Genomic DNA, 11,447 nt, shown 5'->3' with positions numbered 1-11,447 from the left:
AGATGGGGTCGCCCGAGGCGGCGCGCGTGAGCACGAAGACCAGCACGGCCACGAGGGACAGCACGATGAGCATGCCGCCCGCGCGCGAGGCGATGTAGCGAAGCGATGCGCTCTTGATCATGACGAGAACTCGATGGCGGCGGCGCTGCCGACGGCCACGTACTGGCCGGTGAACTGCACGTCGCCGTTCTTCTTCACGCGGAAGATGGTCACGTTGTCGCCCTGCTTGTTGTGGCACACGTAGAGAAAGCGCCCGCTCGGATCGAGCGTACAGCTGCGCGGGTAGTTGCCGCGCGTCCACTCCTCGCGCACGAGCGTGGGCGCGCCGGTGCGCGCATCGACCTTGAAGATCGAGATCGAATCGTGCAGCCGGTTGAGCGACACGAAGTGCGTGCCGCCCGGCAGCATGCGGATGCCCGAGGCGTAGCTGGTGCCCTTGAAGCCGGCCGGCAGCGCCGAGGTTTCGCTCACCAGCGTGAGCACGCCCGTGGCACCGTCGTAGCGCAGGAAGGCGATGGTCGAGGCCTCTTCGTTGACGAGGTAGACCCACTTGCCATTGGGGTGGAAGGCAAAGTGGCGCGCGCCCGAGCTTTCGGACACGGCCACCGTGCTCGGCTGGCTCAGCACGCCGGTGGCGCGATCGAAGCGGTACGAGATGACGCGGTCGAGCCCCAGGTCGGCCACGAGTACGAAGTTGCCGGCCGGGTCGGCCTGCACCATGTGGGCGTGCGGGCCGTCGTGGTCGCTGGTGGCAAAGCCTTCGTGCGAACGCGCGGCCAACGGCACCACGTCGGCGCCGGGCTTGCAGGGCGTGGCGGCGCCGCAGGCAGCGACGTCCTTGTAGACGACGGCGGCGCGGTCGGTGTCGAAGCTGCCGTCGGTGCGCAGCGCGATCACGCTGACGTCGCCACTGGCGTAGTTGGCGGTGAACACGTAGCGGCCGTCGGGATGCACGCTCAGGTGCGCCGGGTCCTTGCCGCCGCAGGGCATCTCGGCCACGAACGACAGCGCGCCGTTCGCGCCGATGCGGAAGGCCGAGACGGAGCCGGCTTCGAACTCGTTGGCGGCGTACAGCATCGGCAGCGTCGGGTGGCGTGCGAGCGAGGCGGGGTTGCGCAGCTTCGCATCGCTGCCCGCGCTGGCCACGGCGGGCGGTGCACCGGGGATGGGCTTGAGCGCGCCGGTCGCGCCGTCCACCAAGAACTGGTGCACGCCCAGGCCGCGCCCGCCGCGCCATGGCTTGCCGCCGTCGCTGTAGGTGCCGACGTAGGCGTACACGGGGCCCGAAGTGGTGGCTTGAGCGGTAGTGGCCATGGATGGTTTGAGTCCGAGGGCGCCGAGGCCGGAGGCCAGTGCGCTGACTTGCAGAAGTTGACGACGCGACGGCATGGCGGTGCTTGCGGCCTTACTTGATCTTCGCGTTCCAGAAGAACGGCCAGGTCGCGGGCTGGTAGTTGTCCAGCGCCGGGCTCTTGGCCGAGAGGCCGTTGAACTTGCCGACGTTGATGTAGGGCACCTCGTCGTACACCACCTGCTGCACCTTGCCCCACAGCGCACCGCGCTTGGCCGGGTCGCTCTCGGTGTTGAAGGCGCTGAGTGCGGCCTTCTTGGCGGGCGAATCCCACCAGCCGGGTGCGCCGTCGCCCAGTTGCGGCGGCGAGAGCATGGGCTCGGGGAACTGGCCCGAGTGGGTCACGTAGATGTCCCACAGCTTCGGGTCGTTGCGCCGTTGCACCAGCGTGGCCCAGTCGACCACGTTGAGGTCGACCTTGAAGCCGGCGCGCTTGAGCTGCTCGGCCATCAGGAGCGACATGTTGTAGTGAAAGTCGTACTGGCGGCTGGTGAGCACGCGGATCGGCTCACCCTTGTAGCCGGCCTTGGCCGCGGCGTCCTTCGCCTTGGTGGCGTTGCGCTGGTTGTAGTGGTCGGCGCCGGCCGCCGAGTAGAACGGCGAGCCCTTGGGGAAGTGGTTGGCCTCGGCCACGAAGAAGCGCGTGTCGCCGAAGCCGGCCGCGAGCATCTCGCCCTGGCCCAGCGCGGTCTGCACGGCCTGGCGCACCGCCGGGTTGGCAGCCACGCCTTCCTTGGTGTTGAGCACGAGGTAGGGGAAGCCGAAGGACGGCGTCATGATCGGCAGCGTCTTGCCGCCGGCCTTCTCCAGGCGCGGCAGCGCTTCCACCGGCAGCAGGTCGGCAAAGTCGTACTGGCCGGCCAGCGCGCCCTCGACGCGGGTGCTGGCGTTGGGCACGGGCACGAAGCGCAGCTCTTCGATGGCCGCTTCGCGCTTGCCGCCGTAGCCGCTCGCGGGCTCCTTGCGCGCGGCGTACTTGTCGAAGCGCGTGAGCAGCACGAACTGGTCGGGGCGACGCTCCTTGAACTTGTAGGGGCCGGTGCCGACGAAATCCTTCAGCGGCGAAGCGATGGAGTCTTTCGCCATGATGGCCGCCATGCCGCTGGGCAGCGCCAGCTGCGACAGCAGCGGCGCGTACGGCGCCTTCAGCACGATCTCCACGCCCAGCGGACCCTTGGCCTTGAGGCTCTCGATTTCCTTGCCCACGGCCTTGCCGCGCGGCGACTGGTCCATCCAGCGCTGCAGGCTGGCCACCACGTCGTCGGCCGTGAGATCGCGCCCGTTGTGCAGCGCCACGCCCTTGCGCAGCGTGATGGCGTAGGTCTTGCCGTCGGCCGAAATTTTCGGCATGCCCTCGGCCAGCATCGGCACCACGTTCCACTTGGCGTCGAAGGTGTAGAGCGTCTCGTACACGTGCTGCATGATGGTTCCGACCAGGTCGGCCGTGGAGGCCATCGGGTCGAGCGTCTGCGGCTCGGCCACCATCGCCAGCGTGGCGAAGTTGCGCGGGCCCTGCGCGTGGGCGCTGGGGTGAGGCAGTGCGGCACACAGCATCGCGAGCAGGGAAGCTCCCAGCAGGCTGCGCTTCGACAGGCGGGGCAGGCGCTGGACAAGACCGGCGTGAGACATGGAGAACTCCTTCATGGGGCGGACTGATTTATGAAAGAAATTTTCTTTCTAGGCCGAACTCTGAAGCAGACTTCATGCCAAATCATCCGTGTTAACCCTTGTTGAGGGGTTATTCTGAAAAAGTCTTTCAAATCAGGCGGATACTGCGGCCCTCACCCGCCCCACTCAACCCTCTCACTCCCAGGAGTTCCCATGCCCCTCGAATACCTCGGCGCCCCGCCCATCGCTTCCGACCGCCAGGCCCGCCCCTTCTCCCCCGCCGTGCGCGCGGGCGATTTCGTCTACGTGTCGGGCCAGGTGCCCGCCAACGCGCAGGGCGAGATCGTGGCGGGCGGCATCGAGGTGCAGACGCGCCAGGTGATGGAGAACCTCAAGACCGTGCTCGCGCTGGCCGGCGCCACGCTCGACGACGTGTGCAAGAGCACCGTCTGGCTGCACGACGCGCGCGACTTTGGTGCCTTCAACCGCGTCTACATGAGCTACTTCGGTGAAAACAAGCCGGCGCGCTCGACCACCGAGGCGCGCCTCATGGTCGATGCGAAGGTCGAGATCGACGTCGTCGCCTACAAGCCCAAGGCCTGATCAGGCCGGTCGCAACTCGGTCTTGCGCTGAATGATGCGCGAGACCAGTCCGTACTCGACGGCCTCCGTGGCCGACAGCCAGCGGTCGCGCTCGATGTCGGCCAGCACCACGTCGATGGGCTTACCGGTTTCGCGCGCGATCTCGTGCGCGATGCGCTGGCGCGCCTTGATGATCTCCTGCGCCTGGATCGCGATGTCGGTCGCCTGCCCGCCTGCGCCGCCGCTGGGCTGGTGGATCAAAAAGCGCGTGTTGGGCAGGCACACGCGCCGCTCGCGCGGCGCCGCCAAAAACAGGTGCGTGGCCGCGCTGCCCACCCAGCCGGTGCCGATCATGTGCACCGGCGCGCTGATGAAGCGCACCACGTCATGGATGGCGTCGCCCGACTCCAGGTGCCCGCCGGGCGAGCTCACAAGGATGTCGATGGGTTTCTCGCCGCTGTCGGCATCGAGCGCGATGAGCCGGCGCGTGACGTCGGCGGCCACGCTGTCGGTGATGCTGCCGAAGATCAGCAGCGTGCGCGACTTGAACGCCTTTTCCTCGAGGTAGGAATTGCGCGGCTCGGCCGTCGCCGCGGGCGGGGTGTCGTCGTCGGTTTCCAGTGTTGAAAACATGGGCTGCATGAAGAAAGCTCCTGTGGTTGAACTGTCTTGACGAACAAGCCCACAGTTTCGTGACATTGCGTGTGCTGTGGCAAGCTGCGCCGATGCTCGACGAACGCTATCTCTCGCAATTGCCTGCGCTGCGAAGCCGGCTGGTTCGCACCGCGGCGCGGCTGCTGGGTACGCACGCCGAGGCCGAGGACGTGGTGCAGGACACCTACCTGCGCGCGCTCGAAGCCAGCGATGCCGCGCCTCCCGCATCGACCCAGGCGTGGCTGACCACGGTGATGCGCCACCTGGCCATCGACCGGCTGCGGCGCGAGGACTGGATGCGGCGCTGGCTGCGCGATGCGGGCGACGTGCACGCGCCCGAAGCGCCGTCGGCGGAAGCCGATGCGGCGCAGGCCGAGTCGGTCGAACGTGCGCTGCGGCTGCTGGCTTCGACGCTATCGCCCGCCGACGGTGCGGCGCTGCTGCTGCATGAGGTCTTCGAGGCCAGCTTCAAGGAGATCGCACAGGCCAGCGGCAAGACCGAGGCGGCCTGCCGGCAGCAGGTGCATCGCGCGCTGTTGCGGCTGCGGCAGGACAGGCCGGCCGACGACGAGCGCGAGCGCGCCGCATCGGCCGCGCATTTCCAGGCGTACCGGCAGGCGCTCCTGCAGTGCGATGCCGCGCCGCTGCGCGCCCTGCTGCGCACGCCACCGACGCGTGCGTTCTCTGCATCAGCTTCGGCAACCCCGGCATCGACGCCGCGCACCGTCTGCCAACTCGTGCACCTCGGTGGCCAGCTCGGCCTCGTGCTCACGCTGGGTGGCAAGGTGCTGTGCGTGCTGCCCCTGGAGGCGGCGCAGCCCGAAGAGGTCGCGCAGTGAGCCGGGTCGTCATCGTCTCCGGGCCACCGGGCTCGGGGAAGACCTCGGTGTCGGCGCTGCTGGCCAAGGCCGATCCGCGCGGCCTGCACCTGCCGTCCGACCTGTTCTACGACTTTCCGGCGCACCCCGTGCCGCCCTACCGCGCTGGCGCCGACGCGCAGAACACGGCCGTGATCCGGGCCGTGTGCCGCGCGACCGCATCGTTCGCGGCGGACGGCTACCGGGTGTGCCTCGACGGCGTGTTCGGCCCGTGGTTTCTGCCGCTGGTCGCGCGCGAATTCGAGGCGGCGGGCACGCAGGTGGCGTACGTGCTGCTCGAGGTCGATCTCGAGGAAGCGCTGGCGCGCGTGCGTCAGCGTTCGGGGCCGGAGATGGACACGATGGTGCGCACGATGCACGCCGCGTTCCAGCAACCCGCGCCCGGGCTCGACGGCCACCGCATCGCGACGATGGCGCGCACGCCCGAAGCGGTCGCGCAGGCCATCGATCAGCGGCTGGCCGGCGACGCGCTGCGCCTCGACCTGCGGTCGTGGACGCGCGCCGACCGCTGAGCCTCAGCCCGCCAGCCGCCCCGCCACCAGCTGCAGCACGCGGTCGCAGCGCTTGGCCAGGTCCTGGTCGTGCGTGACCATCACGAAGGCCGTGCGGTGCCGGTGCGCGAGGTCGAGCATCAGCGCGAACACGGCGTCGGCGGTGCTGCGGTCGAGGTTGCCGGTGGGCTCGTCGGCCAGCACGCAGGCGGGCTTCGTGACCAGCGCGCGCGCAATGGCCACGCGCTGGCGCTCGCCGCCCGACAGCTCGGCCGGCCGATGATGCAGGCGCTCGCCCAGGCCCACGCTGGCGAGGATCTTGGCCGCGGCCTGCGACGCTTCGCCGGCCTCGACGCGGCGGATCTTCAGCGGCATCGCGACGTTGTCGAGCGCGCTGAACTCGGGCAGCAGGTGATGGAACTGGTAGACGAAGCCCAGGTGATGGTTGCGCAGCCGGCCCTGCTCGGCGGGGTCGGCATGCGCGATGTCCTTGCCGAGCAGTTCGACCTTGCCCGCGGTGGGTGCGTCGAGGCCGCCCATGAGGTGCAGCAGCGTGCTCTTGCCGGAGCCGGACGCGCCGACGATGGCCAGCGTTTCGCCGGCGTGCACGTCGAGGTCGACACCGTGCAGCACGGTGAGGTCGATGCGGCCTTCGTGGAAGCGCTTGGTGAGGCCGCGGGCCTTGAGAACAACATCACTCATAACGCAGGGCCTCGGCGGGGTTCACACGGCTGGCGCGCCAGCTCGGATACAGCGTGGCCAGGAAGGCCAGGATGAGGGAAATGACCGCGATCGGCATGATGTCGCTTTGCTGCGGATCGCTCGGCATCTTGCTGATCAGGTAGATGTCCTTGGGCAGGAAGCTGGCGTGGAAGAGCTGCTCCAGGAAGGGCACGATCACGTCGATGTTGTAGGCGATGCCCAGGCCCAGCAGCAGGCCGCCCACGGTGCCGATCACGCCCACCATGGCGCCCTGCACCACGAAGATGGCCATGATGCTGCGCGGCGAGCTGCCCAGCGTGCGCAGGATGGCGATGTCGGCGCGCTTGTCGGTCACGGTCATCACCAGCGTCGAGACGAGGTTGAAGGCCGCCACCGCGACGATCAGCGTGAGGATGATGAACATCATGCGTTTCTCGACCTGCACGGCCGCGAACCAGGTCTTGTTCTGGCGCGTCCAGTCGCGGATGAGGAACTGGCCCGGGAGCGTGACGGCGAGCTGGTCGGCCACCTCGCGCGCCTCGTGCAGGTCTTTCAGCTTGAGGCGGATGCCGGTCGGGCCTTCGAGGCGGAACACCTTGGCGGCGTCTTTCTCGTGCACCATCGCCAGCGCCGAGTCGTACTCGTAGTGGCCCGAGTCGAACACGCCGACCACGGTGAATTGCTTCAGGCGCGGCACCACGCCGGCCGGCGTGACCTGTCCACCCGGCGCCACCAGCGTGACCTGGTCGCCGGGCTGCACGAACATGGAGCGCGCCAGCTCGATGCCCAGCACGATGCCGAACTCGCCCGGCACCAGCTTGTCGAAGGTGCCGCCCTTGGCGATGCCGCCGGTGTCGGTGACCTCGGGCTCGAGCGCGGGGTCGATGCCGCGCACGATGGCGCCCTTCATGTCTTCGCCGCGCGCGATGAGTGCCTGCGTGTTGATGAAAGGCGCTGCACCGATCACCTCGGGGTTCTTGCGGGCGTCGGCCATGATGGCGTCGATGTCCTGCAGGGCCTGGCCGTCGCGCGAGAAGATCTCGATGTGCGAGACCACGCTGAGCATGCGGTCGCGTACTTCCTTCTGGAAGCCGTTCATCACGCTGAGCACGATGATCAGCGCCGCCACGCCCAGGGCGATGCCGAGCATCGACACGCCGGAGATGAAGGAGATGAAGCCGTTGCGTCGCGTGGCCCGGCCCGCGCGCGTGTAGCGCCAGCCGAGCTGCAGTTCGTAGGGGAATCGCATCAGAAGCCCCGCCCCGTGGCCTCAAGGGGCATGGGCGCACCCGCGGGGGGCGGCAAATACTCGGGGTGAGGAGCGAGGGGGTAGGTCATACGGTGGAATTGTGGCATCCCGGACAATAGGGAAATGGCCGAACCTCTCCCACGTCATCTGTTGATTCCCTTTGCCGGCCGCGGTTCCCCGGCTTGCCGCGCGGCGCTCGCGACCCTGCGGCTGCCGAACCTCGAAACCCTGCTGCTGCGCCTGACGCTCGCCGACACCGACACGCAGGACGACAGCACCCGCTCCCCGCCGCACGAACGCGCCCTGGCCCGCGCGCTGGGCCTGCCCCCCGCCGACGACGGCTGCATTCCCTGGGCCGCGCTCGAAGCCCGCAAGACCGGCCTGGCCGCGCCCGGCGATCACGAGGCCTGGGGCCTGGTGACGCTGTGCAACTGGCAGGTCGGCATCGACGACGTGGCGCTGGGCGATCCGTCGGCCATCGAGATCGACGCGGCCGAATCGATGGCCCTGCTGGCCGTGGCGCAGCCGTTCTTCGAGGAAGACGGCATCGCGCTGTACCCCTCCGACACGCCGGGCCGCTGGCTCGCGCGCGCGCCCATCTTCGACGGGCTGGCCACGGCCTCCATCGACCGCGCGGTGGGGTACCCCATTTCGCAGTGGTCGCCGCTGGGCGACGCGTCGCGGCCGCTGCGCCGGCTGCAGAACGAGATGCAGATGCTGCTGTACACGCAGCGCGTGAACGACGAACGCACCGCGCGCGGCGTGCCGCCGATCAATTCGTTCTGGCTCAGCGGCACCGGCGTCCTGAAGGACGGCGACCTGCCCTCGCCGCCCCTGTCGCGCACGCCGGTCGTCGACCTCGCGCTGCGCGACGCCGCGCTGCGCGACGACGGCCTGGCCTGGGCTGCTGCCTGGCAGGCCTTGGATGCCGGCGCCGTCGCCGGCCTGCTCGCTGAGCTGACGCGCGGCGCCGACGTGGCGCTCTCGCTGTGCGGCGACCGCGGCGCGCAGCTTTTCACCGTGCAGCCGCGCGGCCTCGCCCGTTGGGCCAAGGGCCTGTTCGACCGCAACCGCGCCACGCAGGTGCTGGAGTCCCTATGAAGATCATTGCCCGGGACATCCCGCCGCGCACCGTCTGGGCGCTGGAACAGGCCGGCGTGCACCCGCTGCTGGCGCGCCTCTTTGCCGCGCGCGGCGTGCGCGGCAAGGACGAGCTCGACGACGGCCTCGCACGCCTGCTGCCGCCGGACACGCTGCGCGGCACGCGCGAAGCCGCCGTGCTGCTGGCCGACGCCATCGCACAGGACAAGCGCCTGTGCATCGTGGCCGACTACGACTGCGACGGCGCCACCGCCTGCGCGGTCGGCGTGCGCGGCCTGCGCCTGCTGGGCGGCAAGCACGTGAGCTACCTCGTGCCCGACCGCGTGGTGGACGGCTACGGCCTGACGCCGCCGATTGCCGAGCGCGTGGCCAACGCCGGCGCCGACATGCTGATCACCGTCGACAACGGCATCGCCAGCGTCGAGGGCGTGGCCGCCGCCAAGGCGCGCGGCCTGCAGGTGCTGGTGACCGACCACCACCTGCCCGGCCCCGAGCTGCCCCTGGCCGACGTGATGGTGAACCCGAACCAGCCCGGCTGCGAGTTCGAAAGCAAGAGCATCGCCGGCGTCGGCGTGATGTTCTACGTGCTGCTCGCGCTGCGCTCCGAACTGCGCACGCGCGGCGTGTTCGACACCGCCACGCAGCCCAAGCTCGATGCGCTGCTGCCGCTGGTGGCGCTGGGCACCGTGGCCGACGTGGTGAAGCTCGACGCCAACAACCGCCGCCTCGTGGCACAGGGCCTGCGCCGCATCCGTGCGGGCGCGATGCCGGCCGGCGTGGCGGCGCTGTTCAAGGCCGCGGGGCGCACCGCCTCGGCCGCGACCACCTTCGATTTCGGCTTTGCCCTCGGCCCGCGCATCAACGCGGCCGGCCGGCTGGCCGACATGACGCTGGGCATCGAATGCCTGCTGACCGACGACGCGGGCCGTGCCGACGAACTCGCGCGCATGCTCGACGGCATCAACCGCGAGCGGCGCGACATCGAGGGCGGCATGCGCGACCAGGCGCTGCTGCTGGCCGAGTCGCTGTTCGCGGCCGATGGCGAAGGCGTGGAAGCGCCGCCGCCGGCCATCAGCGTGTTCGGCGCGGACTTCCATGAAGGCGTGGTGGGCATCGTGGCCTCGCGCATCAAGGACCGCTTCCATCGCCCGACCTTCGTCTTCGCGGCCAGCGCGGCGCCGGGCAAGGAGCAGGAGCTGAAGGGCTCGGGCCGATCGATCCCGGGCTTTCACCTGCGCGACGCGCTCGACCTCGTGGCCAAGCGCCACCCCGGCGTGCTGCTGCGCTTCGGCGGCCACGCGATGGCCGCGGGCTGCACCGTGGCGCGCGAGCACTTTCCCGTCTTCGAGCGCGCGCTGGCCCAGGTGGCCGGCGAATGGCTGGCCGAGGCGGCGCTCACGCGCCAGATCGAAACCGACGGGCCCATCGCGCGCGAGTACATGCGCATCGACCTCGTCGACACGCTGCACCGCGAGGTCTGGGGCCAGGGCTTCGCGCCGCCCACCTTCAGCGAAGAGGTCGAGGTGGTCTCGCAGCGGCTGGTGGGCGAGAAGCACCTGGCGCTCAAGCTCAAGCACCAGGGCCAGCCCATTGACGCGATCTGGTTCAGCCACACCGAGCCGCTGCCGCCGCGCGTGAAGCTGGCCTTCAGGCTCGACGCGGACGAGTGGCAAGGGGTGCGCCGGCTGCGCTTTCTGGTCGAAGGCGCGGAGGTGTGACGCGGGCGGCCTAGACTGGAGGCCCATCCATTCGAACGGGCACTCTCGAATGCAGCAAGAAGCCATCTCGGCCCACGACATCTTTCCGCACATCCGTGTCGTGATGGGCATGGTCATCGGCCTGGGCGTGACCCGGCTGCTGTCGGGCGTCGCACGCATCGTGCAGCACCCCACGCAGTACCGGCTCTATGCCGTGCACCTGGCCTGGGTCGCCTCGGTGCTGCTGGCGCTGGTGCATTTCTGGTGGTGGGAGTTCGGCCTGTACCAGATCGACAGCTGGACCTTCGGCACCTACGCCTTCATCGTCAGCTACGCGATCCTGCTGTTCCTGCTGTGCGCGCTGCTCTTTCCGGACAGCATGCAGGACTACGCGAGCTACCGCGACTACTTCTACGCCCGCCGCGCATGGTTCTTCGGCTTGCTGGCCGCCACCTACCTGCTCGACGTGGTCGACACGCTGATCAAGGGCGAGGCGCACTTCGCCCGCTTTGCGATGGAGTACCTCATCCGCACGCCCATCCTCGTGGGCCTGTGCATCGCGGCAGCCCGGTCGGCCAACCCGCGCTTTCACACGGCCTTCGTCGCGGGCACGCTGGCTTACCAGCTGTCGTGGATCTTCCGGCTCTTCGACACCTTGGATTGAGCCGCTGCGGCCAACAGGAACAGGACCTGCGTCCATGAGGGCAGGCTAGTATCCACGTCCTTCAACCGATACGGACCCTACCTACCGCCGTGAGCACCCTGCCCCCTTGCCCCCAATGCCATTCGGAATTTACCTACGAAGACGGCCTCAACCTTGTCTGCCCCGAATGCGCTCACGAATGGTCCGCCTCGGGCGCTGCCGCCGAAAGCGCGGCCGATGAGGGGCGGGTCATCAAGGATTCGGTCGGCAACGTCCTGAACGACGGCGACACCGTCACCGTCATCAAGGACCTCAAGGTCAAGGGCTCGTCGCTGGTCGTGAAGGTCGGCACCAAGGCGAAGAACATCCGCCTGATCGATGGCGATCACGACATCGACTGCAAGATCGATGGCATTGGCGCGATGAAGCTGAAGTCGGAATTCGTGCGCAAGGCGTGAGACCGGCCTGGCGCAGGCGGCGCAGCGTCTCGC

At 69.1% G+C, this 11,447-nt stretch carries 12 protein-coding genes; 7 read left to right on the top strand and 5 right to left on the bottom strand.

The window, feature by feature from the left end:
• Positions 1–117: 117 nt before the first annotated feature.
• Together AC07O4_RS28755 and AC07O4_RS28750 are read right to left on the bottom strand one after the other, a co-directional pair.
• The gene (locus AC07O4_RS28755) at positions 118–1,314 is read right to left on the bottom strand and encodes a lactonase family protein (RefSeq protein WP_495306285.1); all 1,197 of its coding nucleotides are present in this window, start codon (positions 1,312–1,314) and stop codon (positions 118–120) included.
• A 91-nt stretch (positions 1,315–1,405) separates the two neighbouring features.
• The gene (locus AC07O4_RS28750; protein WP_095950960.1) at positions 1,406–2,980 is read right to left on the bottom strand and encodes an ABC transporter substrate-binding protein; all 1,575 of its coding nucleotides are present in this window, start codon (positions 2,978–2,980) and stop codon (positions 1,406–1,408) included.
• 192 nt (positions 2,981–3,172) lie between these two features.
• Between AC07O4_RS28750 and AC07O4_RS28745 the strand changes: the two genes are divergently transcribed.
• Positions 3,173–3,562: a RidA family protein gene (locus AC07O4_RS28745; RefSeq protein ID WP_062473709.1), complete on the top strand. Its 390-nt coding sequence runs from the start codon at positions 3,173–3,175 to the stop codon at positions 3,560–3,562.
• Here AC07O4_RS28745 and AC07O4_RS28740 read toward each other — a convergent pair whose 3' ends face one another.
• Complete coding sequence (locus AC07O4_RS28740; RefSeq protein WP_489058886.1) at positions 3,563–4,183, bottom strand: ATP-dependent Clp protease proteolytic subunit; 621 nt, start codon at positions 4,181–4,183, stop codon at positions 3,563–3,565.
• A gap of 50 nt (positions 4,184–4,233) precedes the next feature.
• On the opposite strand from AC07O4_RS28740, the gene AC07O4_RS28735 reads away from it, so the two are divergent.
• Both AC07O4_RS28735 and AC07O4_RS28730 read left to right on the top strand, forming a co-directional pair.
• A complete protein-coding gene (locus AC07O4_RS28735; protein ID WP_492744587.1) occupies positions 4,234–5,034 on the top strand; it encodes a sigma-70 family RNA polymerase sigma factor in 801 nt (266 codons plus the stop codon).
• Positions 5,031–5,585, top strand: coding sequence for an AAA family ATPase (locus AC07O4_RS28730; RefSeq protein WP_492744589.1), 555 nt, complete (start codon positions 5,031–5,033; stop codon positions 5,583–5,585). The genes AC07O4_RS28735 and AC07O4_RS28730 overlap by 4 nt, the downstream gene beginning before the upstream one ends.
• A gap of 3 nt (positions 5,586–5,588) precedes the next feature.
• On the opposite strand, the gene lolD is transcribed toward AC07O4_RS28730, so the two are convergent.
• Positions 5,589–6,266, bottom strand: coding sequence for a lipoprotein-releasing ABC transporter ATP-binding protein LolD (gene lolD / locus AC07O4_RS28725; protein WP_062473703.1), 678 nt, complete (start codon positions 6,264–6,266; stop codon positions 5,589–5,591).
• Entirely contained in the window at positions 6,259–7,515 is a 1,257-nt protein-coding gene (locus AC07O4_RS28720) for a lipoprotein-releasing ABC transporter permease subunit (RefSeq protein WP_095743837.1), read from the bottom strand. Before AC07O4_RS28720 ends, lolD begins: the two co-directional genes overlap by 8 nt.
• Before the next feature lie 123 nt (positions 7,516–7,638).
• Between AC07O4_RS28720 and AC07O4_RS28715 the strand changes: the two genes are divergently transcribed.
• The 4 genes from AC07O4_RS28715 (at position 7,639) to AC07O4_RS28700 (ending at position 11,414) form a co-directional block, all read left to right on the top strand.
• Positions 7,639–8,616 (top strand): hypothetical protein, encoded by a 978-nt coding sequence (locus AC07O4_RS28715; RefSeq protein WP_495306284.1) that lies wholly within the window; start codon positions 7,639–7,641, stop codon positions 8,614–8,616.
• Positions 8,613–10,334 (top strand): single-stranded-DNA-specific exonuclease RecJ, encoded by a 1,722-nt coding sequence (gene recJ, locus AC07O4_RS28710; RefSeq protein ID WP_070059895.1) that lies wholly within the window; start codon positions 8,613–8,615, stop codon positions 10,332–10,334. The genes AC07O4_RS28715 and recJ overlap by 4 nt, the downstream gene beginning before the upstream one ends.
• Positions 10,335–10,383: 49 nt before the next feature.
• A complete protein-coding gene (locus AC07O4_RS28705; RefSeq protein ID WP_062473695.1) occupies positions 10,384–10,977 on the top strand; it encodes a hypothetical protein in 594 nt (197 codons plus the stop codon).
• A gap of 89 nt (positions 10,978–11,066) precedes the next feature.
• On the top strand, positions 11,067–11,414 hold the full coding sequence (locus tag AC07O4_RS28700; RefSeq protein ID WP_095743821.1) for a zinc ribbon domain-containing protein YjdM: 348 nt from the start codon (positions 11,067–11,069) through the stop codon (positions 11,412–11,414).
• Positions 11,415–11,447 lie beyond the last annotated feature (33 nt).

It is taken from the genome of Variovorax sp. GW821-FHT09D04, from assembly GCF_059416405.1.
Note: the sequence above shows the minus strand (reverse complement) of the source record. Positions and strands in the feature narration are given on the sequence as shown.